Source organism: Bdellovibrio bacteriovorus, assembly GCF_001592745.1.
GTDB lineage: Bacteria > Bdellovibrionota > Bdellovibrionia > Bdellovibrionales > Bdellovibrionaceae > Bdellovibrio > Bdellovibrio bacteriovorus_B.
The window spans coordinates 267,239-293,432 of the sequence record NZ_LUKD01000005.1; the positions used below are offsets into that span (position 1 = coordinate 267,239).

Sequence of the window (26,194 nt, forward strand, 5' to 3'; positions counted from 1 at the left end):
GTTCAGGAGGGTTCTATGAAGATCCGTACCTTTAAAGCTTTAACAGTGGCGATGGCGAGCACTTTTATCGTAGGCATGGCAGCACCGGTTTCGCAGGCCCACGCTTTCACGATGCCTTGGAAAAAGGCCGAAGCAGCTCCGCAAAAGGTACAAACAATTGTGATCGGTGTAGATGGTCTTAGTTATTACGCTTTCAAAGCCGCACAACGTGAAGGTTTATTCAAAGAGTTCTCACAATCGGGTGCTCACGTAGCTCCATTTCCTTCCATGACAGATCTTTCTTGGGCTTCTGTGACTCATACCGCCGACATCTTCGGTAATGCCGGTCGTATCAAATCTGTGGAAGCAACTTATTTCGATGACGCCACTCAATCCGTACAAGGTGATCCCCGCGATTACTATCGTCGCCTTTCTTTCCCTAAGTATTACATGGGCGCTTTTGAGTTTTTCTTTAATCCGTATGTTGAAGCCTTGATGTACTTCCCTACAGAAGAAGTTCCAAAACTTGAAATCAAGACTGTGGTTGATGATTTGATCGCTGCAAAACCAAAACAATTCCTCACGGGTTATATTGGAGCGATCGATTCGACAGCTCACACGCAAAAAGACCGTTTATTCCCGGTCATGCGTATTCTAGATGCAGAATTAAAACGTCTATTAAAATCTTATAAAGACAAAGGCCAAGATGTTGAAGTGGTTCTAGTTTCAGATCACGGTAATATCGGACGATTCCAAGAAGGTACGCCAGAGCAAGAGCTTGAAGGTGTAAATATCGGTGACGTTATTAAAAGAGCTGGTCTTAATAATGTTCAACAACTGAAAGATTCAAAAGACGTTGCCGTCCCTCTTATGGCCTTGGGAACATGGGCCCCAGTTTATCTAAAAGACCGCAAAAACATGCAAAACTTGATCGGGGAGTTCCGTAAAGAAAACTGGTTCGATCTTGCAGTGACTATCAATCGTAATAACGAAAGCGAAACTTTGATGGCCGTGACTTCCCAACAAGGAAGCGCCGTCATTCAGTACGATAAAAAGAACAAACTTTATTACTACTATGCAGAGACTGGAAATGCTCTTCGTATCGACAAGGCTTATATTTCTACAAAGGCGGCTCCCAAAGCGATCCAGCCTAAAGATCTAGTCAAAGCTTCTGAAAACTCCTTATACCCAGACGCCATCTATCGTCTGGTGGAATCAGCTTCCGAAAGAAATTTCGACTTCCCAGATTTCATCCTGACTTTGAAAGACGGTTACTATATCAACTCTTCATTAGGCGCATTTACAAAAATGTACCGCACACACGGTTCATTAACGGCATCATCTTCTTACGGATTGATGGCTTCAAATAAAAGAGCGATCCCAGGTCAAATTCGTTCTAAAGACATTCTTCCTTACCTAGGTATTGAGCCGAAATCTCTTTTTGGAGAGACGTCTCGCCGCGCGGAGTTTTCAGCTCAGCAAGCTCTTGAAGACGTCGTGAAAAACGCCACTCGTGGTGTAGAGACAGAAGCAAAGAATCTTTCGCAAAAACGCATCTTCCAACATATTTCAAGATTCGTTTCTGACACGCGGCCTTACTTCTTAGTGTCTGAAATGAAAAGCTTCATGGATGCTTTCAAATTCGATCCATTCCAGAAGTCGCCGTCTCAAGCTCTGACACCAATGAGTTTTGATATCAGCAAGTTCGACGTGACAACAATGATCAGCCCTGAAGATATCGGTGCAGTGACAGACGCAGTTCTAACTTCAGGTTCAGTTGATAACTTGATGAATGACCCACGCGTGCAAAAAGTAAAAGAAAAAGTAGGTCTATTACAGGACTCTAAAGGTGCAGGCATCGAGTGGAAACAAGAAGAGGGTGCTACCGGCCTAGATTCTACTTTGAATAAATTTAAGCAATACATCCTTCCGGCAAAACGCGCGGTGATGAAGATGTACCAAATGCCGTATCTTTTAGAAAAATCCATCGTGGTTCAGGAAAAGCCCTACATCCCTGAAACTCGCGACCTGCAATTTGCTCGCACGTGGACTTCTAATAAGTCTGACTTGGTTAAGAGTTATAAAGCTTTAAACGCTGCAAGCAATAAGCAGGTAGCACAAGTTCAATCTCTGTTAAAAGAAGCCATCAAAGAAGCAGAGTTGGAGGAACGCGTTTACCCGACGGCTCTTTCTAAAGTCTATAATGAAAAGCTTGATGACGTGACTCTAGTTTATGTTCCCGGCATCTATAACAGCATCTTTGACCGCGAGATCTTCAGTCTAGGTCTCAATGCTGTCAGCGATGAAATGGGTGTACGCGTGATTACGCCGCCAGTAGAAGCAACATGCTCTAGTGATTACAATGCAGAGATCATTCTAAAATACCTTCGTGAAGACTTTAAGGCCCGTCAAGCGCGCGGTCACAAAGCTCCTCGCTACTTGATCGTGGGTTACTCTAAAGGTGCTGTAGATACTCTTCATGCCTTTACTAAAGCAGGTTCTTTTGTGTCGACGTACGTGAAAGGTTTCGTGGCAGTCGCGGCTCCTTTGCATGGCTCTAGCATCCTAAATACGACAGACGTTCCTTTCGCGTTGGTTTCAGCTCTTTCTGAAAATGAAGGTCCTGAAGTTTGTAAAACAGAAAAGACAGCTTCTAAATCTATCACGCCAACAGCAATGGAAGCTTTCTGGAGAAAAAATGAGACATCACTCATTGGTCTGACTCGTTACTTCTCTGTGACGTTTGAAAGTGATCCTGAAGATTCACACATCTTCATGAAAGCGACGAAAATCATCGGTCAGTTTGATGAAAGCAATGACGGTGTTGTGACGGTGTCTTCTTCGAAATTCCCGAAAAAGCTGATGGCTTTGGATATGGGAACTATTAAAGCCGATCACTTGGCAGGTATCTTGTCTTCGCGCTTTAACCAAAAAGCCTTTATGAAAGGTTTGGTTCAATCGATGGCAGAATTGAATGTGACTGATGATAAAGAAAATCTTCGCTGGAACACGCAAGTGATCTTAGCTGAAGCGAATCGTCATCCTTTCAAAACTCAAAGCTACGCTCGCCTTGGAAAAGACGGTCTAGCGAAAGTGTACTCGTTGAAGGCTGAGCACTTGGTGGATTTCCTTCCGTACGGAAACTCTCATGAGTTGAACCGTCAATTGATCCCGGCAGTGAATGATCCGGCATCAAGCTATGAAGTGAAAACAAAGCTGCCAAGCTCACAGTTGAGCTATGACCCGTATGCGGTGTTGGATGTACAAAAGCTTCCAGACATCATGGCAGTGAAAAAAGTCAGCCCCGCAACTCGCGCGAACATGCCAAACGGCATTAACATTGAGTACAATCACAAGAACATGGTGCACTTCCGTATGGATCACCAGTTCAATTACGAGTCGCGCTCTCCGGGTGGTTTGGATGATAACAAAGACTTTGGTTACATTACGGCGGAATACAATGGCGAGCCATGGGCTTTGATGAAGAGTGTTAATAACTCTATGCGCATGACTACTTTGGCCTACAGATTTTCACCGGTCGAGTTTTCAAAAATGAACTTGAAGCTGGCTGTAACTAAAGGTGTTAAAGGCGCTGACCCGGTAAAAGGCAAAACGGGCATAGACGACTCGGCTTTCCAGGTTTGGTTCACAGTTCGTATTGGTAAAGCGAACGGAGATCGCACTTTAGTAGATCCAAAGAATGACAAGGTTGTTCTTTTCGGTTACTACTGGGGTGATGAAGTTTCTGGTGAAACAAGACAAGCCGGACAGATTTTTGAAAACTGGTACTCTAACAAAAATATTGTCGTAGCGACTTTGCCAGAAGCAAAACAACTTTTGCTGAACAATCAAGATATGCTGGGTAAAGCACAAAACTACCAGCGCAACTTGGCTGAAGACTTAGCAAAAGCTTTCCCGGGCGTTTCAGTTGATGACATGGAGATCGCAGCGATCACTATCCAACACGACTCTAACGACGCGAAAGATTCTTCGGAAGCTTATTTCAAAGGATTGAGCTTCCAACCATAAAAGGAAGTTCATGTCGGGTTCTAGAGAGTGGGTCTTAATTCGTGGCATCGTCAGTGAAGAATTTCACTGGTGGGATTTTCTGCCCGAAATGAAGACCCGCTTCCCACAAGACCTTCTGCATACTCCGGACATCATCGGTAATGGAAAGTTTTTTAAAAAGACCACTCCTTGGAGAGTGAAGCCAAATATCGAAGGTCTTCGTTCTCAAGTCCCCACAGATAATAAAAAAATTCTTTTTGGATTTTCTTTAGGAGGAATGCTTTCGCTGGAATGGGCGCATACCTACCCGGAAGAGGTGAGGGCGGTCGTTCTTGTGAACTCGAGTCTTAACAATTCTCCTTTTTATCGTCGCATGACTCCAGGAGCTTTTTTGAATATCGCAAAGCTCGCGGCTGTGAAAGACCACGTCGTAAAGGAAGAACGCGTCTTAAAGATGACAAGTTTCCTTCCTGAAGAGCGAATCAAAAGCATGGCTCCTGTCTGGGGAGAACGAAGCCAGAAGTATCCACTGCGTCCTACAAACTTCCTATGGCAATTGGCCTTGGCATCGCAGATTCCCCAAAGGGAAAAACCCAAGATTCCGGTCTTAGTATTATCGTCGGGTAAAGATAAAGTCGTGCATCCCTCTTGCTCAGAGCGAATTGCGAAGAAATGGGATCTTCCTTTGATCACGCACCCCGAAGCAGGGCATGACCTTTTCTTGGACGACCCACACTGGATCCTGAATCAGCTGCAAAACTGGTTAGAAAAAGAAAAGATCTAAAATTGCAGAAGCCATTGATCAATGGCCGGAGAAAATTTCTCTGCCACCGTGAACATCCAAAGGGCGGTGACGGCACCTGCAAAAACATCCATAGTCCAATGAGCTCTTAATAAAAGAACAGTGATCACCTCATAGATAACAATGAAGATCGCAAGAGTGATAAATAAGGGCCCACCCAAAGAGGCTAATTCCAAAGCGCCAAAGACCGCGAGCGCGGTATGCCCAGAGAAAAACAAATCATTCGACACCGCGTAAGTCACAAACAAAGACGGGAAGCCTGGATCCTTCCAAATCATTCCCTCAGGAGTTGGAAGCACGGTGATGGCTTGATTGATTTGACGAAGGGCGAATAGGAAAAAGAGTCCAAATAAAGGACGAATCGATGGCCCGAATAAAGCTGAGGTAATTAAGAAGATCCCTAACGCATCAACGATCAAAGAGCTTGAAATTAAAAGCGCGCGGGACCCCCAGGGATGGTGTTGTAAAATCGCATTGATCTTATCCGTCAATTTATGAACTGAATCATAAATTCCACCGGCATGTTTCTGATTTCTTTGTCCCAAGAGTTTTTGAGAGAACAACCAAAAGACAACAGCTCCTGCCGCGATCAAACTTTTAATAACCAAACTCATAGTCCACACCTTGCATTAAGGACCTAACATAGCTCATCGTCGCTTCTCAGAAAAGAAGAACTTGTCAACGCGTTAAGCGGCTCTCGACAAAATCTGTCTTCGCCGCTTCTGTGCGAATTAGGGGCTTCGTCTCAGAATGAGATTCACGTGAAATATCAGGCTATTAGAAGAATCTTCTGATGGCTTTTTCCTTGCACAATAAAGAAGAGATCGAGGTGTATATGAAAGACGCTAAATTTTTAATCATCACTCTTCTTGCAGTAGCGGCGATGTCCCTCAGTGCATGTGCAAAAAAGGATTCTGAATTTGCGGCTCGTTATCAAAGAAATAAAATGGGTGCGACTGTCGTGGATGGCGCTAAAACACAAGCTGCTGGCGAACAAGCCGCTGCACAAGGTTTAGAGGCTGACGTTGTCAACGTCACTCGTCATTGGACACCAGAAGGTCAGCCCGGTCCTCGTGTTGTGATTTCAACGATCTTAGTGAATAATCAAGAAGTCCCCGTGACGACGGTTCACTCCGGCACAGAACAAGTCAATGGCCGAGTCGATATCGCGGGCTACGTTGTGGCCTTCCATGCGATGTGCGGAAACGCGACCTGCAATCCTTATTATGCCACGATGGAAGTTTATCAAAACAACCGCATGATTATTCAAGAAGGTGTGCGTGTTTTCTTCGACAAACAAACTCCTGCTGATGAAGATCGTTACCAATGGTTTAAGCCCGAAGAGTCATTACCACTGGTAGGCCCCGGTGGCGTGGGTGATCCAAGAGGAATGGTCGGGTACTTCAATACGACTCAAGCCGTGGTTGGATCGAGTCGTATTAAATAATTTCTTCATTCAATTTAGGTGAGCGCCGACGGAGAGTTCTTACGGGATCTCTCCGTTTTTCCTTTTTCAAGCTCTTCATTTAGTATCTCTGACAGATGGGTGTTTCGGGTTTTTACCAGAGAGTCTATTTTAAGGAGATAATCTGCAAGATGATGAAACAGCCGTTCAATCTCGGAGTCGGTTTCTAAGCGCCCTTCTTCTTCTTTAATTTCTTCTGTCAGGCGATCCACGATAAATAGCGCTGCATTTAAAGAAATACCAATCTGATGAAGATAATCGCGTTCGAGATAGAGTTGGCGTTGCGACTCGTCCATGAGACCTCCTGTTCTTCTCAGTATCAAAACCTCTTACGCAGTGGGCAACTTGTAGCTTTGCAAGTGAATTGGAAGGGTCTTGAAAGCTGAATATTTTTCAGTGGAGTTTGTTAATTACTCACTCTTAAGACTTGGCCATCTGTGTCTAATGCCATTTTGAACCCAGCAATTTCCACCAAATCAAAATTAAAGGGGTTTTATTTTAGGTTTTAGTTAAGAAATGGTGTTGAAACGGGACTGAAGTCGTGGCACCTTACTTGCTCATTAAGGCTCGGTGGCTCCAATTTGGGACCAGTTTGAATCCTTTTTTCAGCCCCATTTGTTTTGGGAGCCGAAAGAACGTGAATTTGATTTTTGATTTTAAGTTTTTGGGAAGTTTAACAAGAACAAAAAACCATTAAGGAAAGGGAAACCAGTGAAAAAACAAATTTTGATGTCACTGATTTTGGGAACTATGGTTACTGTTGCTGCTCATGCAGAAGAGCAAGCACAAAACCAAACAGCGAACACAAGCACTGTTAAAGTGACTGACGTTCAAAACAAAGAAGAACAGAAGAAAGATATCGACGAAGAGATCACGAATGCTCGTATGCGTTCTGAGCTTGGTTCGAAATCTCAATGGTCTTTCAAATCTAGCCTTGGCTACAACGGTGGATCTCTACAAAGACCATTCGATGCTATCCGTCCTAACTACCGTGCGTCTGCTTCAATCGAGTCTTTGACTCAATTGTCTGGTAACGTAGGTGTTAACTACCGTGTTTCTAAAGGTGGTAACCTTTCTTTCGGTACTGGTATCGTTGTAATGGATCCTCTTCACGGTGACATCACGAAGGATTTCCAAGATCCTCGTAACTCAAACCGTAAAGTACGCCGTTCTCAAGTTTCTACTCCGTACCTTGATTACAGTCACGGTTACCGCGCTTTCGACATGCAAATGATCTCTAGCGTGACTTACTCTCACTACACTGAAGAAGATTCTACTGATTACTACAACCTTTTGGGTAACGTATCTGTAAGCCAAACTGTGCTTGCTGATTTCGGTTCTTCTAACTGGTCTGGTGGTGCTTCTATCTCTATCGATAAAGACATCGCTAAAGGTGCAATGGACCAAGTTGATGCTCGTTATGACTACGGTGTAGGTTTGTTCCCATTCGCGGAATACACTTTCAACGATACATTCTCTTTCAGAACAGTTTTCGGTTACTTCCAATTTGCTAGATACGAAGACTACACTGAAGAAGGTCTTTACCAACTTGAGCCATACCAATCAGTTGGTATCGGTATCTCTGTTACTCGTGATATCTACGTTTATCCAAACGTACAATTCACTCCTAAAGATATCCGCGACGACCGCACAAACGTTGCAGTATCTGCTAACTTGAACTTGTTCTAATTTGAACTTGCTCATTTGAGTGAAATAGAAACCCACGGCTAAAAGCTGTGGGTTTTTTTATGTCTATGTCTCTTCTATTTTCTCGGGATTGAGTTCAACGGGCGGGGCTTATCATCATCATCCCCCAAGCTCAGCCAATTGCTCGCGCTGTGCATGGACAGGAAATAAAAAACCCACTTTGCAGTGGGTTTCTAAGTTTACTTTGTAGTTGTTTAAAGTTTTGCAGTTGCTGACATCGGCAGCAGCGGTAGCGGGTCAATCGGGCCACGATCTTTGCGGATCTCAAAGTGTAGATGAACCCCCGTAGCGCGTCCTGTACGCCCCATGGCGCCAATCACTTCGCCTTGGTGAACTCTTTGGCCTTCCGACACTAGGATCTTGTCAAAGTGAGCGTAAAGCGTTGCCCAGCCGTCACCAGACTCGATCAATACCATCTTTCCATAACCACGGAACTCACGACCTGCGTAGATCACAGTTCCTGATTGGGAAGCCAAAATCGGTGTTCCTTTAGGAGCGGCCAAATCAATACCCAAATGAGGGCGTTTTTTCTTAGGTAAAAAACCACGTGTCATACGAGCGCGATCCACGGGCCAATCAAACGTCAACTGTTGTTGTATCGAAGGGCTGTGGTCAGAAGCCGTGCTGCGAGCGTCAGACGCGCCGCCCGGTTTGAAATACTCGCGTGAAAGGGGAGTGTGAAAAGTGGTGCAAGAGCCCAACGCTCCTACAAAGAAAATGCATCCTGCAATTTTAACTAGCTGATTCCATCCTGGTGTCATGCTTTGAGTATACTTAATAACCCTGCGGATCCAAAGCATTATTTTGGAATTACCGGATGATAATTCCAAAACGACACAGGTCTTTTAATACTAATAAATGGGGAACTGTTTGCAAAGTTGCTTCACATCTTCGTGAATTTTGGACTTCATTGCGACATCTTCTGGATTATTCAGAACTTGCGCAATCCATTTAGCAATCTGCTTCATCTCGGAAGGGCCCATGCCCCGAGTAGTTAAAGCAGGGGTTCCAATACGAACACCACTTGTGACAAACGGCGAGCGTTTTTCATTTGGTACAGTGTTTTTATTCACAGTGATACCGGCCTCATCCAAAGAATGTTCCGCCACTTTACCTGTAATTTCACGATCGCTTAAATCCACAAGAATCAAGTGATTGTCTGTGCCACCAGTCACAAGCTTGAAGCCCAACGAAAGCATTTCATCAGCCAAAGCTTTCGCGTTTTGGATGACCTTCTCACTGTATTGCTTAAACTCGGGCTTTAAAGCTTCGCCGAAAGCAACGGCTTTTCCTGCGATAATATGCTCAAGCGGTCCACCTTGAATACCCGGGAAGATGCGTGAGTTCATGGTCTTTGCTTTTTCTTCCGAGTTTGTCAGGATCATGCCGCCACGAGGACCGCGCAAAGTTTTGTGCGTTGTCGTCGTGATATAATCTGCATAAGGAGCCGGTGAAGGATGGTGACCTGTAGCTACTAGACCTGCAAAGTGTGCCATGTCGACAAGCAACTGTGCGCCCACTTCATCAGCGATCTCTTTGAATTTCGCAAAATCTAGAAGGCGAGGATACGCACTGTAACCCGCGATGATGAGCTTCGGTTGAGTTTCTTTTGCTGTTGCGCGGATTGTATCATAATTGATGCGACCTGTTTCAGCGTCCAACTTGTACGAAGCGGCTTTAAACAAAAGACCACTGAAGTTGACTGGTGAACCATGTGTTAAGTGTCCACCGTGAGAAAGATCCATTCCTAAAATAGTGTCGCCCGCTTTACAAGCCGCCAAGTAAACAGCCATATTTGCTTGTGAGCCCGAGTGCGGTTGCACGTTCGCAAAGCCTACACCGAAAAGTTTTTTGGCTCTTTCGATCGCAAGACTTTCTACAGTGTCGACGTTGACGCAACCACCGTAGTAGCGTTTGCCCGGGTAACCTTCCGCATACTTATTTGTCAGGATAGAACCTTGAGCTTCCATCACCGCGCGCGAAGTGTAGTTTTCAGAAGCAATCATCTCTAATCCGAATTGCTGACGATCTGATTCTTTGTTAATCGCCGCTAAAATTTCTGGATCAACTTGGGCTAATGATTGAGACGTTGAATGCATAAAAAGCTCCTTCATGGCTTCTGATTAGAGGAATTATTGCGTGAATGGGACTTAATGAAAAGCCTCAACAACCAGTGTCGCTGATGGGATGATTCAAAGCTCTTGATAAGAAAACGCGGATTTGCCCCAGGTTTTTGATCATGAACCTTTAATTTCTAAAATGCAGATTTAATTTTATTAGCAGGGAAGTTCGAGTTTATTGACGCGGTTTTGATGTCGGCCGCCAGCAAACTTAGTTTCTAAGAAAGCCTTGATCATTTTCACGGCCAAATTAGGCGCAATGAAACGAGCCCCCATACAAAGAATGTTCGCGTTATTATGTTCCCTTGAAAGACGAGCAACATCTTCGTCCCAGCAGAGGGCTGCACGCACTTGCGGGTAACGATTCGCACGAATCGCCATGCCTTGGCCTGATCCGCAGATCAAAATACCCAGAGCAGGACCTTCAAGTGAATCTTGAACTCCGTTTTTCTTGTTTTGAAGTTCTACTTCAACAATGTTTTTGCAAACTTTGTCAGCGTAATCGGGATAATCGATAGAATCGGGCGTGTGTGTCCCTAAGTCCTTCCATTGAAGGTCGGGGAAGGCTGCCATCACTTTCAGTTTTAAATCCAACCCTGCGTGATCACAACCTATGTACACAACCATGTTTCACCCTATTTTAGTTTTGAGAATATAATCGACGCGTTTGTTCCGCCGAAACCGAAGCTATTGTTGATAACATTATCAATCTTACCTTCACGAGCTTTATTAGGAACATAGTCCAAATCACAGTCTTCGCTTGGGTTTTCTAAATTGATCGTCGGTGGAGCCACTTGATCGCGAATCGCCATCACGCAGAAAGCAGATTCAATCGCACCTGCTGCACCCAACGCGTGACCTGTCATAGATTTCGTAGAAGAAACCCAGACCTTCTTCGCGTGATCGCCCAAAAGGCGTTTGATCGCGGCCGACTCAAGACCATCACCCATAGGAGTGCTTGTGCCGTGCGCGTTTACATACTGAATGTCAGAAGCGTTCAGACCTGAATCTTCTAAGGCCATTTTCATCGCACGGTAGCCGCCTTCTCCTTCAGGAGCAGGAGACGTCATGTGATAAGCGTCGGAAGAAACTCCATAGCCTGTGATCTCGCAAAGAATTTTAGCGCCACGTTTTTCAGCGTGCTCTAAAGATTCAAGGCAAAGAACCGCAGCACCTTCTGCTAGAACAAAACCATCACGGTCTTTGTCCCAAGGACGGCTGGCTTTTTCAGGAGCATCATTGCGAGTGGAAAGAGCTCTCATAGAAGCAAAACCGCCGACAGCAAGTCCGCAGATTGTGCTTTCCGCTCCGCCCGCAAGCATCACTTCTGTATTTCCATCACGGATGTAGCGAACAGCATCACCAATAGAGTGAACGCCAGAAGCACAGGCTGAAGTGATAGAGTAGTTAGGACCTTTCAGTCCTAAAGCGATAGATACTTGTCCAGCTGCCAAGTTGGTGATGACAGCAGGGATGAAGAAAGGACTGATGCGACCCGGTCCTTTTTCCTTCATCTTGATCGATGTTTCTTCGATGGTATGAAGACCACCGATACCCACACCGATAATGACTCCCGTTTGATCTTTCACATCTTGAGTCAGCTCCAATTTGGCCATTTCAAGAGCCATCTTGGAAGCTGCGATTGAATAGTGAATGAACTCGTCCATTTTCTTCTGTTCTTTTTTCTCGACGTAAAGATCAGGATTAAAACCCTTCACTTCGCCGGCAAAAGTAACATCGAAACCCGTTGTATCGAATTTAGTGATCTTAGCAATACCAGATTGCCCACGTTTTGCGGCAGACCAGCTGTCCTCAATGGTGTTACCAAGGGGAGTGACTGCGCCCACGCCAGTGACGACGACTCTTCTTTGCGGTTTTGATGGACGTTCAAATCGGGAGTTCATAAAAAATTAAGCTTTTCCTTTTTTCTCAAGGTAAGAAGCTACGTCTTGAACAGTTTTCAACTTCTCAGCGTCTTCGTCTGGAATTTCAAGATCGAATTCTTCTTCCATAGCCATCACAAGTTCAACGATATCAAGGCTGTCTGCACCTAGGTCGTCGATGAAAGAAGCTTCAGGCTTCACTTTATCTGGATCTACGCCTAATTGCTCAACGATGATGTCTTTTACTTTTGGATGAATTGCCATTTGTCCTCCTAATATGCGTTCATCTAATTTAATTCACAAGTCTAGTCGTCATCTGCCTTTTAATTGCAGATGACTTTTTATTTTTGCGAATAGTCCTCTGAAAACAGAGTTCTATTCAGCAAAAAAAATTAATTCATATGCATTCCACCGTTTACATCCAGAGTGTGCCCTGTGATGTATTTCGATTCGTCACTGAGAAGGAATCGAACGGCTTGGGCAACGTCTGTTCCTTCGCCGATTTTAGCCAGAGGGATTTTCTCCATCATTTTGGCTTTAACGTCTTCAGAAAGAACTTCTGTCATTTCGGTTCCAATAAATCCAGGAGCTACGTTGTTCACGCGGATATTGCGTGAGGCAAGCTCTTGAGCCACGGATTTCGCAAACGCGATAGTTCCGGCTTTAGAAGCGGCGTAGTTGGCCTGTCCGGCATTTCCAATTTCACCAATGATCGAAGTGATATTTACGATGGAACCTTTGCGGGATTTCATCATCGGTTTAGTGAAAGCTTTCGTAACTAGGAAAGTGCCACGAAGATTTGTATTGATAACAGAGTCAAAATCTTCCGCTTTCATACGCAGAAGAAGTTGGTCTTTAGTGATGCCAGCGTTATTTACCACGCCATCGACTTCAGGCCATTTTTCCAAAATGTGTTCAACGGCTTCGTTCACGGAAGTTTCGTTTGCGATATCCATTTTGATGTAGAAATGACCTTCACCCGGAAGAGTGTGAGCAACTTGTTGAGCGGCTTCTTCGCGCGAAGAATAAGTGAACGCCACTTGAGCGCCTTCTTCCGCAAGAAGTTTTACGATAGCAGCTCCAATGCCGCGGCTACCGCCAGTTACAACGATTTTCTTTCCTTGAAGAGATTTTCCACTCATGTGCAAGTCCTTTTCAGCACACTTTGGCCGAACTCAGAGTAAAGCTCAAGAAATTTCAATGACTCGAAGCTTTCAAAAAATCCTCAATATTTTTAATATCTTCCATGCTTGTTGTGGTCATCACTTTGAAGTAATCACCATCAATCTTTTTTAGAAGACCTTGAAGGACTTTACCTGCGCCACATTCGATGATTTGAGAGTGACCCATGGCTTTTAAAGTCTCCATGCTTTGAGTCCAACGAACAGGTGCAGAAACTTGGCGAATCAAATTTTCGCGAAGAACAGAACCTTCTGTTTCAGATTTAGCATGGAAGTTTTGAATAATAGGGAATGCGGCCTTGTTGAATTCCATCGCGGTCAGCACTTCGCGCATTTTATCTTCTGCGGGCTTCATCATTTCACAGTGAAATGGGGCTGACACCGTCAATGGAATAAGTTTGGCTCTTTTGGGAGCATCAGCAAAAATAACTTCTGGTTTGAAGTTGTCTTTCAACCAATTGATAGCGGCCTGCGATCCTGAGATCACGATCTGTCCCGGAGAGTTGAAATTTGCTGGAGAAAGTGGACCCACCCCGGAATTTTTCACGACGTAATTGCAAAGTGTTTCAACTTGATCGGGCTCTAAGCCAAGAACGGCAACCATGCCGCCCTTACCAACAGGAACAGCCGATTGCATAGCTTGTCCACGAGTGCGAACGGCGCGCATGCCTTGATCAAAACGAATCACATCAGCCGCAACTAAAGCCGCGTATTCACCAATAGAGTGACCAGCTGCTGCAGAAACTTTCAAATTAAATTCATTACGCAAAACTCTTTGCGTAGCTGTTGATACCAAAAGCAAAGCGGGTTGAGTGTTTTCCGTCAAAGCAAGATCTGCTTCACTGCCTTCAAAGCACAGTTTTTTCATGTCTTGCTTCAAAGCTTCAGAGCCTTCTTCGAAAGTCTCTTGAGCGATTTTGAAGTTATCAAACAAAAAACGGCCCATGCCAGGTTGTTGGCTGCCTTGTCCAGGAAATGCTAATGTAAACATTTTTAGTACCTCAATAGAATACTGCCGGAAGTAAGACCTGCACCGAAAGCGGTAAGCAGAATCGTCTGACCCCGTTTGATTTTTCCATTTTTAACTGCCCAATCAAAGGCAAGAGGGATGGAGGCTGCAGAGGTGTTACCTGTTTCTTGAAGGTAAACAATCACGCGCTCCATAGGGAACTTGAACTGGTCCGCAACAGCTTCGATGATGCGCTTATTGGCCTGGTGAGGCACGATCCAGTCAACTTGTTCAGGGGAAACTTTATTGTGCTCTAGAGCTTCTTGACAGCACAACGCCATTGTACGAACGGCATTTTTGAAGATTTCACGGCCCTTCATTGTCATGAAGTTCAGGCCTTTATCAATCGCCTCATGAGATTGAGGGATGCGGCTTCCGCCGGCAGGCAGAATCAAAAGCTCAGCTAAAGTTCCATCTGCATGAAGATGAGAACTTTCGATGACGTTTTTATCGCCTTCCGCAGCACGAGAGACAACCCATGCCCCCGCACCATCTCCGAAGAGGATGCAAGTTTCACGGTCCTTGTAATTCATGTAGCGAGAAAGAACTTCAGCACCGATCACCAGAACGTTTTTGTACATTCCTGTACGGATGAATTGGTCGGCGATAGAGACACCATAAAGAAAGCCAGAACAAGCGGCATTCAAATCCACCGCCATGATGTTTTTAGCGCCCAACTTTGCTTGAACATAAGCAGCCGTGGACGGCATCTGATGGTCGCCAGTCACGGTGCCCACTAGAATCATGTCGATGTCTTCGATTTTTAAATTGGCGTCTTCAAGAGCTCTTTTAGCGGCGATCACGGAAAGATCAGATGTAGCCTGATCTTCCGATGCGATATGGCGGCGTTCGATCCCTGTTCTTTCAACGATCCATTGGTCGTTTGTCTCCACCATCTTTTCAAGATCTTTATTAGAAAGAATCTTTTCTGGTAGATACGAGCCTATCCCTGAAACTCGAGATCGATACATTCCTGCCATGGAGTCAACCTTGCTGTAAGTGATTACTTAGCTGCGCTGATTTGTTTGCCTTTGTAGTACAATGCACCGTCAGCACCTTTAGATGCACGGTGAGGGCGTACTAGCTCGCCAGTTTTCTTTTCAACAGCTACTGCAGGAGCAGATAGACCGTCATGAGAGCGGCGCATGTCACGGCGAGAGCGAGACGTTTTCTTCTTAGGAGTTGGCATTTCAAACCTCTTTTTGAGTCATTTATAATTGAAGCACGTTAATTTAACCAAAGAACAATAAAAATCAACACTTTAATTGAGTTTGATATTCTTTAGAACCGCAAAAGGGTTCTGAGGCTTTTCTGTAGGCATCTCTTCATTGTAGCTAAAGAGCTGTCCTTCCTCGGGAATTCTGCAATCCGAAGGCTTTCCATCCACGGTTTCGGGGCATGCTGGATTAAAAGGCGCAGCAAGAGCCACGATCTCATGAAGGAATTCCCCCATATCAAACACCATATTTTCGTATTCAGAGAACTCAGGGCCTTCCGTTGGAAGATCGCTGACGTGGTTCACCTTTGAATACTTGCTATTGCGAGGCTGATCTTGTTTAGGGATCAGAATCTCGTGAAACTTCTCATTCACTGGATAATCAATGTCGATACCGCAGCGAGAGCACACTTCAGGGGACTTCGTCACAATACGGCCCGTAAGTTCGAAGTCGCGAGAATTTAAGGGTTTAATGAAAAACTCAGTCTGATAATGATTCTTACCGACGATATCCTTCAGAACGGCATTGGCCTCGCCTGTTTCTGTGGACCAAGAATAAGAGCGTCCCTCTTCAGGAACTTCGGTCAGTTTAATTTTCATAAGAACTCCTTAAGTGCGGCCAAAATCAACACTTTAACTAGTGGCAAGCAGGATGTTTTAAGACATTTGGAAGCGCTAGGTCAAGCCCTGTTTTGCCCTCTTTTTCCAGCTGGAATTAAGCGGGTGCAGAGGCTGCGAATTCTAGGCGGGCTCAAAATAGGCCTTTTTAAGATTGTTAACATAAAGGCGCGGCGGTTTTTGGAATCCCACGGCAACTTGTTTATTTTTATAGAAATCACAAGGAGAGACCCATGAAACGTTTGGTTTTAGCTTTAGCAGCGGTATTTATGTTCCAATCCGTGCCGGCTCACGCCGCGATCAACACCGCCAACATTATTCAGGTTCAGGCGACCGTGGTTTCTGTTGATCAGAAAAGCCGCAAGATTGTTCTAAAAACAGATTCTGGTGAAGAGGTGGCTGTAGTTGCTGGCGACGAAGTCAGAAATTTTGCCCAGATTAAAAAAGGGGATGTGCTAAAAGTCGACTATCAAGAGTCCCTCGCTTGGGATATCAAAAAAGGCGGTGGTGCTCCGGTGGCTATGAGTGAGTCGACTGAAGTGGATGAGTCTCAACCCGGACAAAAACCTGCCGCTCGCATGGTGAATCAAGTGACGGCAACAGGCACAGTGATCAAAGTAAACTCAAAAGCTCAGGCCATCACAGTGAAAGGACCGGAAAGAACTATTGTCCTTCAAGTTCCTAAGGCTGATGTTTTGAAAAGTATCAAAGTTGGAGATCAGATCCAGGCCTCTTACACAGAAGCCATGGCTGTCTCTGTTGAGTCAGTTAAAAAATAATCAGTAATTCATATAAAGATCTTCAGCTTTAGGCGAAGTCTTAATAAGCTTTAATTCCTTTAACTGTTGAACCAAGGTGCTCCAGCGAGTGGAACTCATGGAGCCCAAGGTTTCCTTTGTTTCAATCAAAGGTTTTTGAACATCCGCCGCTTTGTTGAATGTTTCTAGGTCGAAGGCCTTATTCAATGTAGCCATGTGTTTGTTTGTGTCTTTAGGATCTTTCAGATAGGCGATCCATCCTTCACGCGAAGCTGCGACAAACTTTTTAACTAAATCTGGCTTTTTAGATAGCGTTTCTTCGGTGGCGCCAATCACCACCAGGTAGGGATTAAAACCCTCTTCGGCAATTAAGAATGTCTTTACTTTGGCTCCGGCTTTTTCTGCGCTTAAAGGCTCTGTTGTGATGAAGCCCTGCTGAGAGAAATTCTTGTCGTTCAAAAAGTTGCTAACGCCTCCTGCGTAGGGAACTACTTTGACTTTGGGTTTTCCAAACTTTTGAACTAAATATTGATAGTAAGGTAGACCCGACTGCATCGAAAGAATGCCTTCACTCATAAAAACATCTTTCAAGTTTTTATAATTTTTTTCCGCGTGGCTCATCACGATATAAGGTGATGTTTGATAGACAGCAAACAGACCTTTGACTTTGTTCTTTGAATTGCGATCTTGAGAAAGAATGATTTCATCAGCACTGACAATAGCGAATTCCACTTTGCCGTTTGCAAGCATTTGCACCGTGGGCGTGCCAGATCCACCTTCGAGAATCTTCACATCTAAACCATGCTTTTTGTAAATCCCTTGAAGGGCGGCCGCGTAAAACCCACCGAATTCAGGTTCTGCTTTCCAATTCAACGCCAGTGTGACTGAAGTCGGTGTTTGCGCAAAAGCCGGGGAGACTAAAAGAAAAGTTAAACTTAAAAGCCAAGATTTCATTTCGTAAGTCCTTATTCTTGTGATGAAGAGGCAAAAGGCCGGCGTAACACGATGAGTTTGTGAGCGGCCGTCAGCGTGCCCATAAATAATAGTCCCATGAGTGATAACAATAATAATGCAGCAAAGACGATGTCTACTCTTTGTTGCGTGCGTGCTGAATCAATCAAAGCACCTAAGCCGCCACCGCCGACAAACTCCCCCGCGATGGCTCCAATGATGGAAAGACCAGTCGAGATTTTTAGTCCAGAATAAATATAAGAATAGGCCGAGGGGATACGAAGTTTTAAAAGCATTTGCAAACGAGACGCATGATAAATGCGAAAGAGATCTTTTTGAGATTCACTGGCGCTTTCTAGACCCATCAGTGTGTTTGCGATAATCGGAAACAACGAGACGATAAAGCTCGACGCTATTACTGTCGGTGCTCCAAAGCCGAAATAGATCACCAATAACGGAGCAATGGCGATAATAGGGACAGTTTGAAAAAACACGGCAAACGGTAAAATGGCGCGTTTTAAGAGATCTGAAAGTGAGAACACAAACGCAATCAAGTTGCCGATAAGAATACTCAAGGCGAGTCCAGCAAGAACATTGAAAAGAGTTTCTTGAAATGCGGTTGCAAAGTCCTCATGCATTTCTTGAAGTGTTTTTAAAACAGATGTTGGTGCAGGAATTAAAGTATCACTTATAAGACCTTTTTGAACGGCCAGTTCTAAAAGCAAAGTAAGAACAATGAAGCTTATCACTGCAGGAAGAAAGCGTTTCATTCTTTAAACCTCGCCGAAATACTTCTAACAATATGGTTTAAGTTTTCCGACGTGCGAAGCTCTTCAGTGCGATTGGCAGGAAGTTCCACTTTTTGATCGACGACTTTTTTTGCACCAGGTCCTTTTAACATAATAATTCGCTCAGAAAGATAAGTGGATTCAAACAAAGAATGAGTGACAAACACGATCGTCATTTTTTCTTTCTTCCACAATTCTAGAAGCTGATTTTGCATTTCAAAGCGCGTGTTTTCATCCAGGGCGGCAAAAGGTTCATCCATCAACAAAAGTCGAGGTTGGTTGACTAAAGCCCGCGCTAACGAAACACGCATTTTCATTCCGCCAGACAATTCATGAGGAAAAAGATTTTCGCTGTCTTCCAGGTGAACTTTTTTAAGTGCCGCACGGATGCAATTTGATTTTTCGTCGGCAGAGATTTTTTTTAAATCATCACTAAGCTCAAACGGCAGAGCGACGTTTTCAAAAACACTGCGCCAAGGAAGCAGGTTGGCCTCTTGAAAGACGAAGCTAAAAATATTTTTGCCAGACGGGGAGAGGCTCACCTCCCCTTTTGTTGGTTTTTCTAGACCTGCGATCAGTCTCAGCAGGGTGGATTTGCCACAACCCGAAGGGCCGACGAGGGAAACAAAGGAGCCGGGTTCAATCTTCAGATCGAGATTATGAATCACTTCACGCTTTTGAAAGCTTTTGTGAAGTTCTTTGATTTCAATACCCAAGCCTTCGCTCATCTTTACACCCAGTCGTAATTAAAGCTGATGCTGATGCGTTCTTTGTGGGCGTCGTTTTTAGGAACTTCATGACGGAGCCAGCTTTCAAACAACACCACATGACCTTCTTGAGGTGCTAAAGAATAATGGCGTTGGTTATGGTCTTTCGCATTGTGCTTGCGTGGCGGGGACGCCATGAATGAATCCAGACGTGGGTCTTCAAACTTAATTGAAGAACAGTTTTTCGGCGTTTGAACATAATAAGTGCCGCTGATCACTGAAAGCGGATGGATGTGCATGGTATGAATCACATCCGTCGGCATGATATTCACCCAGCAGGAGCTCATTCTTAATTCTTTTGGGTCAATATCCATCTCAAGATGCTTTACGAATTTGCGAACGTGTTTGTTGATTTCTTTTTCCAGTGTTTCAAATGTCGAAGAGTAGCGATGCAATTGCGCTAAAGAACCATAAGAAGTGTAACCGCCCTTATAATTCTTTTTAGACCAAGCCTGTCCCTCCTCGTCGATTTCGGCAAATTTATACGCCTCGTCTTTAAGTTCTTTAAGAAGTTTTGGCTGCCCCTTCACAGCTAAAGGGGAGTAATAAACGAATGTGGGGAACAAAGTTTTGATCATTTTGAGACGCCTTTTATAGTCGCTTTATTAGCTTTCAAGATAGGGCGAATCCTGTCTCATTTCAAGAAGTTCACTACTAGTTAGACATGTGTTAGGCGCTTTTTCGGCGCCCCCCATATCAAAGCCAAAATATCGGGGTTCCGCGTGGCACCGCACTTGCTTTAGTAATCCGTATCCACAAGGAGTGAAACTATGAAAAAGCAAGTTCTTGTAACAATCATCGCAATGATTCCGGCTGTGAGCTTCGCTAAAATCTCGGACTTTAACGCTCTTATTTCTGAGAACGTCAAAGCTCAAGGTGAGTTGCACTCTACAGTGAAAGGCAATATCGATGAAGCTCGCGATCAAGCTGCTGCGGCTCAAGTTCGTGAACGCATCGTTGTCGTTGAAAACTCGGGTGTATCTTATAATTCTCCGACTAAGAAAGATCTTTTGGCTTTTAAAAAGGAAAAAAGATCTCACCGTGCTTCTGAATCAAAACAATTCGAGCGCCTTGCATCTGAAATCAGCTCTGCAGAGTAATTTTAGATACAGATTTTAAATACGAAAATACGAACCACCAACGCCTTCCTAACAGAAGGCGTTTTTTATTTTTCGAAGCTCTCAAGCAGAAAGAAGCCATTTGCCCCAGGGGCTTCGGTCAAAAGGTTCAGAGTATCCGGGTCTGTTTATGAAATTAAAGGATGAGTTTGCGAAGCTCCTGTTGGGAGTACACGTAGTCCGCGTAAACCATGGTGTTTGTGATATTTCTGTGTCCTAAAGCCACCTGAACTAAGCGCAAATCTTTCGTCTTTTGATAGAGCTCGATCGCAAAAGTATGCCTCAAAGCGTGAAACTTCTTTGGGACGGGGCGATACAATTGCCAGACCTGATAGAGACGATCATAGGTGATGGGAAAAACCTTCGTTCCGCCTTGGTTTTCCGCAAAGCGATGAAGTTTAGAAAAAAGCTGCGAATGAAGGGGGATTTCCCGGTCATTCGAGCTCTTTAAACCCCGGATGAAAACCGTTTCATCATAGGGATTCAAATCACTGCGCTGGATATTCAAAATTTCCTGAGCTCGGGCTCCGGTTCTTAATCCCACCCAAATCATCAAACAATTGCGGGGATCTCGATCTTCAAAATCTGTGAGAATTTTTCGCAAACGTTCTGATTCGGGCGCGAGAAGATATTTGTTTTTATTGAGCTGATACCGAGGTGCTGCCGATGCCATAACTCATCATCAAGAGTCCAGGTGGCTTTGACAACCGATATTCATAACGCCTTGCATTCAAAGTGGCGACATGTAGAAAATATTTGTTTAGACGCAGTGAATAATAAATAGATGCATAGCGTCATGAATGCCACCATTAAAAACCACCAATAAAATATATAATAATATCAATAACTTAATACTAAAGAATATAACTAGACGGTGCGCGTTAGGACGTTGTTCTAGAGAATTTTTTGTTTATGCGGGACGTCGGCGGAGTGACCAAAAAGACGGGACTAAACTGGGTTCATATCACGCGCGGAGGCGCGAGAATAGGGAGAGTCATCGGAAGTTTCGCGAAATGTTCTGGAATTAAAGTTAGATCGTTACCACACGTTTTTTAAATTTAATTTCAGCGATTTTCAGCAAGAAAATCAAACATTTAAGGACGCGCTAGCAGACTCACGGATGAGGCTACAGCGGCGCCAGAAGAACAGTCCCGCGAACTTCCGACGACAGCACCCGAAAGGAAAACTAAAGCAATGCACTTCTTACATCAAGTGAAATTGCAAAAAGGTTCCATGCTGTCTAAGGCTCGAGAAATGTGTCCGCAGAGGACCAAGCTCTTAAAAGGGGATAACAAACGGTTTCAAAAAGGGTTTGTAGGGGACTTTTTGAACTAGGGCGTCTGAGGGGTGAGAGGATATTCACGATATTTTCCTCAGAGTGATTTTGTGAATTGATAACAGTGCGCCGCCGCCTCGATTAAGAGTCAATCCGTGACTTTTTCACAACTTCTCGAATTTTATTCGTTGTGGGAAGAGCACGGGTTCCATCTAGGGGAACTTCATTGCGTGTTGACCACCGCGCAAGGGGGCTCACCCCCAGAAACCCTACACCTTTAAAAAAAAATTCCCTAACGCAGTAAGTCGATATTGGTTTATATTGCGTAGCGATGAAGCGACAACACACCATCACATCCGCAAAAGTGCTTACGATCGAAGAGGAAGGCCATTTACGCGCTTCACTGCGCAGGGGCCTCCGTACCCTTGAGGACGTGCGTAACGCGCTGCTATTCCAATGCCTGCTCGATTTAGGCCCTCGCGTGCAAGAACTCTTGAATGCGAAGATCCGCGATTTTAATCCGTTCCAGGCGACGATCTTTATTCGCGCGCTAAAAGGCTCTAGGGATCGCGAAATTCCAATGGCTATCGGACTAGCCAGGGCCGTAAGAAAATTCGTTCTAGACTGGTTTGGCGTGAAAGACTGGCATCTCCTGGATCCAGACGCGAAAATTTTTAATCTGAGTTACGACCGGGCTTACCAGATCTGGCAGTTCTACACTCCGAATAAAGAAAAAACGATGCACTGCTTGCGCCACACTTTTGCGACGAATCTTTATCGCAAAACAAAAGATATCAAGCTTGTGCAGATCGCGCTCGGCCACAAGAACATTCTTAATACCCAAGTGTATGTTGATTTCGTCTATGCGCAAGATTCGATGCGCGCGTTGATGTACGGGAACGGATAAAAAAGGCGCGGTGTTTCCGCGCCTGAGAGTCTACTAGGTAGCACTCTGTTGTTCTGGGCTCTCTTGGGAGTCCGAACTTTGATTCTCTGTCGTAGGTGCGTTTGCATTCTGAGCATCCGCATTTTGATCCGCCGGTGGAGCTTGAGGCTCGGGTGCCGCTGGCGGGTTTGGTTCGGCCGGAGGTTCTGGCGCCGGTGGCGCAGGTTCCGGCTCGATTACTTTGGGGCTTGCACGTTTCCGATCTGGTCAACTGTGTACCCTGCCATTTTCTTGTATTCTTCGATTGAAAGAATACGGTTGTCGGCTTGCACCAACTCGCGTGAAGCTTCGATACGCGCGCTAGCTTCTTCATCAAGACCGATACGGCCGTCAGCGTGAAGCTTATACACACGAGTGTTCTTTGGAATAGGTGACAAGTCGTGCTTATCAATCGCACCAAGCTCATTGCTCTTGTCGCGAATCACGCCGTCGCCGCCTTTGCGAAGCGCAACGCGATGAACGCCGTCTGCGCAATACACATCGAGTCTGTCGTCTGAAGCATCGACCTTGCCGTTTGGATATTTATTTTTGTAGTGAACCACGTATGACGATAACATTTTACTCTCCTTCGTTTGAGTCGTTGTTTTGGTTTCTTAAAATTCTAATCAAGCGGTGGGCTTCATTGATATCTTTCCGCATCTTTTGGATCTTGCGGAAATGGGAGACGGCCGCGCCCACCAGGAGGCCGATATTTGAAAGCACGACAGAGCCGATCACCATCCAAAATGCTGATACTAAATTTTGATCGCCGATCACGGCTCTTACGGATTCCATTACTTCTCCTGTGTGATAGGTGCGAGAGTCGGTGCGCCACACACCGCTTCTTTGAACTCACTCGTTTGCATTCCAACGGCCGCCGCACCTAATGCGATCGCGATCGCGGATCCCCAAGAAACGAGTCTCTTTTTTGAAATGAACATCGCGCCTACGCGCTTAATAACTTCGATCATATTGTGCCTTCCTTGCTTTGTTTGTAAAATCCAACAACCAAATTGAAGTAGTCGTTGGCGAAACCTTTAGAGATCGTTCCGTTACGCTCTTTATTTGTGTTTCCCAGGCCTTGATTGTAAGCCTTAATCATCCACTCGGTGCGACGTGGATCCGTAACCGGGAAACGCAAGCTAAGCCATGCGAGATACTGAGCAGCGATGCGAATGCAATACTCTGGGTTGTTGAGTTTTTCGGCCGTCGCACTTGTGTCGTAATCGCGAGCCGTGGGAACAGTGACTTGCATTACGCCCCAAGATTTCCCGTCCTCCGATTTCGAGCCCTCAACGTCGGAAGGTGCCGCGAGACCGCGCGCCACGCGTGGGTGATAGCCGAACGTACTTTCTTTCATGCAAATTGCACGCATGAGATGAAAATCTAAACCGAATTGAGAGGCATACTTTTTTAGAAGCGGATCGAATCGCTTGAAATCTTTGTTTGTTACGGCCGTTTTTTTGTCACCGCTGCCCATATATAAAATTCCTCCGATGATAACCCACTCGATCATTTCGTTGCCTTTTTCACTCTCGCTTTTACAGCGGCCGTGCCTTCTTTTACTTTTTTCTTGATCGAATCCATTGTTTCTTTTGAAACAGTGGAATTATTTTTTCCGAACGAATAAATGTAAAAGATCACGCCACCGATCAACAAAAACGGGAGCAGGGAAGTAAGCCAGGACATCGAAGTGATAACGCTGTTTCCAAAGGTCACAGTTCCATCCAAGACGGTCGTTCCAACGTCTTTCGCTACCGTTGTAGTTAGATCAAGGTAGTTAATCTGCGAGGCTTTGTTTCCAAGAGCCTTGATGTACTCCTGGTGGTCCTTTGGAATGCGTCCCTGGGCGACGTCAGCGAGGCCTTCCATGGCTTTTATAACGTCGCCCTGGGACATGTTGTTGGCACTGATCGCGAGGCCAATTCCATCGGCGTAAATATCTGCCTTCTTTCCATAGACGGCATACAACTCTTCATAGGTACGATTGCCGTAGGCAGAATACCTAGTTGATCGGTTGTGAAAATATTTAAGGGCTTGCTTGCCCAACTCTAAATCAGTTGCCATAAAATTACTCCGCCTGGTCGCAAGTTACGCAAGCTTGCTGCGCTTTAAGACACTCTTGTTCTTTTGCGCCGTAGCCGGAACCAAAACCAATCGCTACTAAAACTAAAGCTTCTAACAATCCCATCACTCCTCCTAAGTTTTGATGATGAAGTTCACGTAAGCATTCACTGGGCGAGTTTCATTGCCACCAGTATTATTCGTCGTTTGAGAGTTTCCACCGTTGCCGCTCGTCTGTAAGGCGGGCTCAGTTCGCGAACCGACAGCGGTTTGATTGAACTGATACGTGTGATTATGCGCGCGGATCTGATCGCCTTGAACGGATCCAAGTGCGTTACCGGTGGCGCCGCCTGGCTTCATGGCAGTTCGCGTAGCTTTATCTGGATCCAGTCCCGCAGTGAAATCCACGCCACGCAAAAAGCGGCCGCGATAATCTGGAATATTGAATTGATTCACATCGGGCGCGCCGTGTGCGGTTCCAATGGCTTGAAATAAACCGGCGTAAGCTGCGCGACTCAAAGCACGGCCGTCACAAAGCATAAAACCGTCGGGAATATTGATACCTGCGAAAGGCAAAATAGTTCCGGCGGGTAGGGAAATTGGAATCGGTTTCATCCTATGTTTCCTCCACGCGAGTCACCTTGCCGCCGCCCACACTGTATCCATAAAGGTCGCCGGTGTTTCGGTACTCAAGGCGTTCGCCCGAAGCTATGCGGATCCCTTCATTCGCACCGGCGTTTGAAACAGCAGGGCCGCCGATCCAAATATCTGAACCAGTTTTATTTTCGATGAGAGCGACTTTCCGATCTAAATTTTGAGGCACGATCACTGCCGCAACACCTGCCGCTAGCGTAACCGAAACCGGCGTGTTCACGACCGACCCGTCACTAACGGAAACACCGCCACTCGTTACAGAAAGCTGCGAGCCCGATCTAAATTCAGAATCAGGGAAGAAAACTAGCGTTGCCGTTTTCCCTGGCTGTGCGGCCCAATGCAAATATGCTCTAGGTACTTGATATTCGATAGTCCAAGAGTCACGCATCTTAAATAGGAACGCCGTTTGATGATCTTCTTTCGACGTCGCTCTTAGGTAAACTTGAACACTTGCATCCGTGGCATTCTCGACAAAAACGCTTTTAAAAGGAAAATCAACTGCCAGCGGATTATTTTCTGCGCGTGCTGCCGAAAGATCTATCTTTACGCGAAAGCCCTGATTCTGTCGATTCAACTCGTTATCAGAGACAGCAGCAGCTTTACGCGCCTTCATGTCGCTAACAAGCATGTCTAAAAGGTCTTGTGAAAATTCAGGCATTATTTTTTACCTTTCCCAAGGAATAGAAATAAAATTCCTGCCGCCGCAAGTCCGAGAACGACATAGAGAACGGTTTGATTTTGCTTTTGAGCTGCCACCACGTCCGGCGCAAGTGTCGCCGTCGGTGCCGGTGCCGTTTGAGTTTGTGGGCGATTTGCATCTGCGACACTTGCAATCCAATCTTTTGCAAGCGTAAGACCGGTGTCGCTTAGGTTCTTTTTGATTTCGTCAAAAAATTCAGCCATTT

General features: G+C 45.2%; 32 protein-coding genes. 7 read left to right on the forward strand and 25 right to left on the reverse strand.

Annotated features, from left to right (window positions below; all coding sequences use genetic code 11):
* The first annotated feature begins 15 nt into the window (after positions 1-15).
* Both AZI87_RS11870 and AZI87_RS11875 read left to right on the forward strand, forming a co-directional pair.
* On the forward strand, positions 16-4,008 hold the full coding sequence (locus tag AZI87_RS11870) for an alkaline phosphatase family protein (RefSeq protein WP_155722558.1): 3,993 nt from the start codon (positions 16-18) through the stop codon (positions 4,006-4,008).
* A gap of 10 nt (positions 4,009-4,018) precedes the next feature.
* Entirely contained in the window at positions 4,019-4,771 is a 753-nt protein-coding gene (locus AZI87_RS11875) for an alpha/beta fold hydrolase (RefSeq protein ID WP_063207224.1), read from the forward strand.
* On the opposite strand, the gene AZI87_RS11880 is transcribed toward AZI87_RS11875, so the two are convergent.
* Complete coding sequence (locus tag AZI87_RS11880; RefSeq protein WP_063207227.1) at positions 4,768-5,403, reverse strand: phosphatase PAP2-related protein; 636 nt, start codon at positions 5,401-5,403, stop codon at positions 4,768-4,770. The genes AZI87_RS11875 and AZI87_RS11880 overlap by 4 nt on opposite strands.
* A 179-nt stretch (positions 5,404-5,582) precedes the next feature.
* Between AZI87_RS11880 and AZI87_RS11885 the strand changes: the two genes are divergently transcribed.
* Complete coding sequence (locus AZI87_RS11885) at positions 5,583-6,236, forward strand: hypothetical protein (RefSeq protein ID WP_253696768.1); 654 nt, start codon at positions 5,583-5,585, stop codon at positions 6,234-6,236.
* Positions 6,237-6,250: 14 nt separating this feature from the next.
* On the opposite strand, the gene AZI87_RS11890 is transcribed toward AZI87_RS11885, so the two are convergent.
* Complete coding sequence (locus AZI87_RS11890) at positions 6,251-6,550, reverse strand: hypothetical protein (protein ID WP_063207230.1); 300 nt, start codon at positions 6,548-6,550, stop codon at positions 6,251-6,253.
* 415 nt (positions 6,551-6,965) lie between these two features.
* On the opposite strand from AZI87_RS11890, the gene AZI87_RS11895 reads away from it, so the two are divergent.
* A complete protein-coding gene (locus tag AZI87_RS11895; RefSeq protein WP_081112214.1) occupies positions 6,966-7,943 on the forward strand; it encodes a hypothetical protein in 978 nt (325 codons plus the stop codon).
* A 212-nt stretch (positions 7,944-8,155) separates the two neighbouring features.
* On the opposite strand, the gene AZI87_RS11900 is transcribed toward AZI87_RS11895, so the two are convergent.
* The 10 genes from AZI87_RS11900 to AZI87_RS11945 form a co-directional block, all read right to left on the reverse strand.
* A complete protein-coding gene (locus AZI87_RS11900; protein ID WP_253696771.1) occupies positions 8,156-8,722 on the reverse strand; it encodes a M23 family metallopeptidase in 567 nt (188 codons plus the stop codon).
* Between the two features lie 90 nt (positions 8,723-8,812).
* The gene (gene glyA, locus AZI87_RS11905) at positions 8,813-10,060 is read right to left on the reverse strand and encodes a serine hydroxymethyltransferase (RefSeq protein WP_063207233.1); all 1,248 of its coding nucleotides are present in this window, start codon (positions 10,058-10,060) and stop codon (positions 8,813-8,815) included.
* 177 nt (positions 10,061-10,237) lie between these two features.
* A complete protein-coding gene (locus AZI87_RS11910; protein ID WP_063207236.1) occupies positions 10,238-10,708 on the reverse strand; it encodes an RpiB/LacA/LacB family sugar-phosphate isomerase in 471 nt (156 codons plus the stop codon).
* Between the two features lie 8 nt (positions 10,709-10,716).
* Entirely contained in the window at positions 10,717-11,985 is a 1,269-nt protein-coding gene (gene fabF / locus AZI87_RS11915; RefSeq protein ID WP_063207239.1) for a beta-ketoacyl-ACP synthase II, read from the reverse strand.
* 6 nt (positions 11,986-11,991) lie between these two features.
* Complete coding sequence (gene acpP / locus AZI87_RS11920) at positions 11,992-12,228, reverse strand: acyl carrier protein (RefSeq protein WP_041871683.1); 237 nt, start codon at positions 12,226-12,228, stop codon at positions 11,992-11,994.
* A gap of 128 nt (positions 12,229-12,356) precedes the next feature.
* Positions 12,357-13,106, reverse strand: coding sequence for a 3-oxoacyl-[acyl-carrier-protein] reductase (fabG, locus tag AZI87_RS11925; protein WP_063207242.1), 750 nt, complete (start codon positions 13,104-13,106; stop codon positions 12,357-12,359).
* Positions 13,107-13,161: 55 nt separating this feature from the next.
* Positions 13,162-14,136, reverse strand: a complete 975-nt coding sequence (gene fabD, locus AZI87_RS11930; protein WP_063207245.1) for an ACP S-malonyltransferase — start codon at positions 14,134-14,136, stop codon at positions 13,162-13,164.
* A gap of 2 nt (positions 14,137-14,138) precedes the next feature.
* On the reverse strand, positions 14,139-15,134 hold the full coding sequence (locus tag AZI87_RS11935) for a beta-ketoacyl-ACP synthase III (RefSeq protein WP_063207248.1): 996 nt from the start codon (positions 15,132-15,134) through the stop codon (positions 14,139-14,141).
* Between the two features lie 23 nt (positions 15,135-15,157).
* Positions 15,158-15,343 (reverse strand): 50S ribosomal protein L32, encoded by a 186-nt coding sequence (rpmF, locus tag AZI87_RS11940; RefSeq protein ID WP_063207251.1) that lies wholly within the window; start codon positions 15,341-15,343, stop codon positions 15,158-15,160.
* A gap of 72 nt (positions 15,344-15,415) precedes the next feature.
* Positions 15,416-15,970 carry a DUF177 domain-containing protein gene (locus AZI87_RS11945; RefSeq protein ID WP_063207255.1) on the reverse strand — a complete coding sequence of 185 codons (555 nt, stop codon included), beginning with the start codon at positions 15,968-15,970 and terminating at the stop codon, positions 15,416-15,418.
* Between the two features lie 251 nt (positions 15,971-16,221).
* Between AZI87_RS11945 and AZI87_RS11950 the strand changes: the two genes are divergently transcribed.
* Entirely contained in the window at positions 16,222-16,767 is a 546-nt protein-coding gene (locus AZI87_RS11950) for a hypothetical protein (RefSeq protein WP_063207258.1), read from the forward strand.
* Here AZI87_RS11950 and AZI87_RS11955 read toward each other — a convergent pair whose 3' ends face one another.
* From AZI87_RS11955 to AZI87_RS11970, 4 genes are read right to left on the reverse strand one after another with little or no spacing between them, the layout of a single operon-like run.
* The gene (locus tag AZI87_RS11955; RefSeq protein ID WP_063207260.1) at positions 16,768-17,700 is read right to left on the reverse strand and encodes an ABC transporter substrate-binding protein; all 933 of its coding nucleotides are present in this window, start codon (positions 17,698-17,700) and stop codon (positions 16,768-16,770) included.
* Between the two features lie 11 nt (positions 17,701-17,711).
* Positions 17,712-18,467, reverse strand: coding sequence for an ABC transporter permease (locus AZI87_RS11960; RefSeq protein WP_063207263.1), 756 nt, complete (start codon positions 18,465-18,467; stop codon positions 17,712-17,714).
* Positions 18,464-19,213, reverse strand: a complete 750-nt coding sequence (locus AZI87_RS11965; RefSeq protein WP_063207266.1) for an ABC transporter ATP-binding protein — start codon at positions 19,211-19,213, stop codon at positions 18,464-18,466. Before AZI87_RS11965 ends, AZI87_RS11960 begins: the two co-directional genes overlap by 4 nt.
* Positions 19,214-19,215: 2 nt before the next feature.
* Positions 19,216-19,830 carry a 2OG-Fe(II) oxygenase family protein gene (locus AZI87_RS11970; RefSeq protein WP_063207269.1) on the reverse strand — a complete coding sequence of 205 codons (615 nt, stop codon included), beginning with the start codon at positions 19,828-19,830 and terminating at the stop codon, positions 19,216-19,218.
* 192 nt (positions 19,831-20,022) lie between these two features.
* Here AZI87_RS11970 and AZI87_RS11975 point away from each other — a divergent pair, with 192 nt between their 5' ends.
* Positions 20,023-20,352 (forward strand): hypothetical protein, encoded by a 330-nt coding sequence (locus AZI87_RS11975; protein WP_063207272.1) that lies wholly within the window; start codon positions 20,023-20,025, stop codon positions 20,350-20,352.
* Between the two features lie 154 nt (positions 20,353-20,506).
* Here AZI87_RS11975 and AZI87_RS11980 read toward each other — a convergent pair whose 3' ends face one another.
* Complete coding sequence (locus AZI87_RS11980) at positions 20,507-21,043, reverse strand: tyrosine-type recombinase/integrase (protein ID WP_081112215.1); 537 nt, start codon at positions 21,041-21,043, stop codon at positions 20,507-20,509.
* 1,036 nt (positions 21,044-22,079) lie between these two features.
* Between AZI87_RS11980 and AZI87_RS11985 the strand changes: the two genes are divergently transcribed.
* On the forward strand, positions 22,080-22,553 hold the full coding sequence (locus AZI87_RS11985; protein WP_063207275.1) for a site-specific integrase: 474 nt from the start codon (positions 22,080-22,082) through the stop codon (positions 22,551-22,553).
* 215 nt (positions 22,554-22,768) lie between these two features.
* Here the strand turns inward: AZI87_RS11985 and AZI87_RS11990 are convergent, their stop codons facing one another.
* The 8 genes from AZI87_RS11990 to AZI87_RS12020 form a co-directional block, all read right to left on the reverse strand.
* Positions 22,769-23,149: a hypothetical protein gene (locus tag AZI87_RS11990; protein ID WP_063207278.1), complete on the reverse strand. Its 381-nt coding sequence runs from the start codon at positions 23,147-23,149 to the stop codon at positions 22,769-22,771.
* Position 23,150: 1 nt separating this feature from the next.
* Positions 23,151-23,366 (reverse strand): hypothetical protein, encoded by a 216-nt coding sequence (locus AZI87_RS11995; protein WP_063207281.1) that lies wholly within the window; start codon positions 23,364-23,366, stop codon positions 23,151-23,153.
* Positions 23,366-23,542, reverse strand: coding sequence for a hypothetical protein (locus AZI87_RS18140; RefSeq protein ID WP_155722559.1), 177 nt, complete (start codon positions 23,540-23,542; stop codon positions 23,366-23,368). Before AZI87_RS18140 ends, AZI87_RS11995 begins: the two co-directional genes overlap by 1 nt.
* Positions 23,539-24,087 carry a transglycosylase SLT domain-containing protein gene (locus AZI87_RS12000; protein ID WP_063207284.1) on the reverse strand — a complete coding sequence of 183 codons (549 nt, stop codon included), beginning with the start codon at positions 24,085-24,087 and terminating at the stop codon, positions 23,539-23,541. The genes AZI87_RS18140 and AZI87_RS12000 overlap by 4 nt, the downstream gene beginning before the upstream one ends.
* Positions 24,084-24,638 (reverse strand): hypothetical protein, encoded by a 555-nt coding sequence (locus AZI87_RS12005; protein WP_063207287.1) that lies wholly within the window; start codon positions 24,636-24,638, stop codon positions 24,084-24,086. Before AZI87_RS12005 ends, AZI87_RS12000 begins: the two co-directional genes overlap by 4 nt.
* Positions 24,639-24,770: 132 nt before the next feature.
* Positions 24,771-25,250 carry a tail fiber protein gene (locus AZI87_RS12010; RefSeq protein ID WP_063207290.1) on the reverse strand — a complete coding sequence of 160 codons (480 nt, stop codon included), beginning with the start codon at positions 25,248-25,250 and terminating at the stop codon, positions 24,771-24,773.
* A 1-nt stretch (position 25,251) separates the two neighbouring features.
* Positions 25,252-25,947: a hypothetical protein gene (locus AZI87_RS12015; RefSeq protein ID WP_063207293.1), complete on the reverse strand. Its 696-nt coding sequence runs from the start codon at positions 25,945-25,947 to the stop codon at positions 25,252-25,254.
* Entirely contained in the window at positions 25,947-26,192 is a 246-nt protein-coding gene (locus AZI87_RS12020; protein ID WP_063207296.1) for a hypothetical protein, read from the reverse strand. Before AZI87_RS12020 ends, AZI87_RS12015 begins: the two co-directional genes overlap by 1 nt.
* Between the last annotated feature and the right edge of the window lie 2 nt (positions 26,193-26,194).

Excerpts from the sequence above, each read along its gene's own strand:
- AZI87_RS11945 (WP_063207255.1), bottom strand. The coding sequence starts at position 15,970 with ATGAAAATTAAACTGACCGAAGTTCCTGAAGAGGGACGCTCTTATTCT.
- AZI87_RS11960 (WP_063207263.1), bottom strand. The coding sequence starts at position 18,467 with ATGAAACGCTTTCTTCCTGCAGTGATAAGCTTCATTGTTCTTACTTTG.
- AZI87_RS11875 (WP_063207224.1), top strand. The coding sequence starts at position 4,019 with ATGTCGGGTTCTAGAGAGTGGGTCTTAATTCGTGGCATCGTCAGTGAA.
- AZI87_RS11990 (WP_063207278.1), bottom strand. The coding sequence starts at position 23,149 with ATGTTATCGTCATACGTGGTTCACTACAAAAATAAATATCCAAACGGC.
- fabD (WP_063207245.1), bottom strand. The coding sequence starts at position 14,136 with ATGTTTACATTAGCATTTCCTGGACAAGGCAGCCAACAACCTGGCATG.
- AZI87_RS18140 (WP_155722559.1), bottom strand. The coding sequence starts at position 23,542 with ATGATCGAAGTTATTAAGCGCGTAGGCGCGATGTTCATTTCAAAAAAG.
- AZI87_RS11980 (WP_081112215.1), bottom strand. The coding sequence starts at position 21,043 with ATGGCATCGGCAGCACCTCGGTATCAGCTCAATAAAAACAAATATCTT.
- AZI87_RS12010 (WP_063207290.1), bottom strand. The coding sequence starts at position 25,250 with ATGAAACCGATTCCAATTTCCCTACCCGCCGGAACTATTTTGCCTTTC.
- AZI87_RS11970 (WP_063207269.1), bottom strand. The coding sequence starts at position 19,830 with ATGATCAAAACTTTGTTCCCCACATTCGTTTATTACTCCCCTTTAGCT.
- AZI87_RS11965 (WP_063207266.1), bottom strand. The coding sequence starts at position 19,213 with ATGAGCGAAGGCTTGGGTATTGAAATCAAAGAACTTCACAAAAGCTTT.
- AZI87_RS11870 (WP_155722558.1), top strand. The coding sequence starts at position 16 with ATGAAGATCCGTACCTTTAAAGCTTTAACAGTGGCGATGGCGAGCACT.
- AZI87_RS11880 (WP_063207227.1), bottom strand. The coding sequence starts at position 5,403 with ATGAGTTTGGTTATTAAAAGTTTGATCGCGGCAGGAGCTGTTGTCTTT.
- AZI87_RS11995 (WP_063207281.1), bottom strand. The coding sequence starts at position 23,366 with ATGGAATCCGTAAGAGCCGTGATCGGCGATCAAAATTTAGTATCAGCA.
- AZI87_RS12015 (WP_063207293.1), bottom strand. The coding sequence starts at position 25,947 with ATGCCTGAATTTTCACAAGACCTTTTAGACATGCTTGTTAGCGACATG.
- glyA (WP_063207233.1), bottom strand. The coding sequence starts at position 10,060 with ATGCATTCAACGTCTCAATCATTAGCCCAAGTTGATCCAGAAATTTTA.
- AZI87_RS11975 (WP_063207272.1), top strand. The coding sequence starts at position 20,023 with ATGAAAAAGCAAGTTCTTGTAACAATCATCGCAATGATTCCGGCTGTG.
- AZI87_RS12020 (WP_063207296.1), bottom strand. The coding sequence starts at position 26,192 with ATGGCTGAATTTTTTGACGAAATCAAAAAGAACCTAAGCGACACCGGT.
- fabG (WP_063207242.1), bottom strand. The coding sequence starts at position 13,106 with ATGAGTGGAAAATCTCTTCAAGGAAAGAAAATCGTTGTAACTGGCGGT.
- AZI87_RS11885 (WP_253696768.1), top strand. The coding sequence starts at position 5,583 with ATGGCTTTTTCCTTGCACAATAAAGAAGAGATCGAGGTGTATATGAAA.
- AZI87_RS11890 (WP_063207230.1), bottom strand. The coding sequence starts at position 6,550 with ATGGACGAGTCGCAACGCCAACTCTATCTCGAACGCGATTATCTTCAT.
- acpP (WP_041871683.1), bottom strand. The coding sequence starts at position 12,228 with ATGGCAATTCATCCAAAAGTAAAAGACATCATCGTTGAGCAATTAGGC.
- AZI87_RS12005 (WP_063207287.1), bottom strand. The coding sequence starts at position 24,638 with ATGGCAACTGATTTAGAGTTGGGCAAGCAAGCCCTTAAATATTTTCAC.
- AZI87_RS11950 (WP_063207258.1), top strand. The coding sequence starts at position 16,222 with ATGAAACGTTTGGTTTTAGCTTTAGCAGCGGTATTTATGTTCCAATCC.
- AZI87_RS11910 (WP_063207236.1), bottom strand. The coding sequence starts at position 10,708 with ATGGTTGTGTACATAGGTTGTGATCACGCAGGGTTGGATTTAAAACTG.
- AZI87_RS11935 (WP_063207248.1), bottom strand. The coding sequence starts at position 15,134 with ATGGCAGGAATGTATCGATCTCGAGTTTCAGGGATAGGCTCGTATCTA.
- rpmF (WP_063207251.1), bottom strand. The coding sequence starts at position 15,343 with ATGCCAACTCCTAAGAAGAAAACGTCTCGCTCTCGCCGTGACATGCGC.
- fabF (WP_063207239.1), bottom strand. The coding sequence starts at position 11,985 with ATGAACTCCCGATTTGAACGTCCATCAAAACCGCAAAGAAGAGTCGTC.
- AZI87_RS11955 (WP_063207260.1), bottom strand. The coding sequence starts at position 17,700 with ATGAAATCTTGGCTTTTAAGTTTAACTTTTCTTTTAGTCTCCCCGGCT.
- AZI87_RS11900 (WP_253696771.1), bottom strand. The coding sequence starts at position 8,722 with ATGACACCAGGATGGAATCAGCTAGTTAAAATTGCAGGATGCATTTTC.
- AZI87_RS12000 (WP_063207284.1), bottom strand. The coding sequence starts at position 24,087 with ATGATCGAGTGGGTTATCATCGGAGGAATTTTATATATGGGCAGCGGT.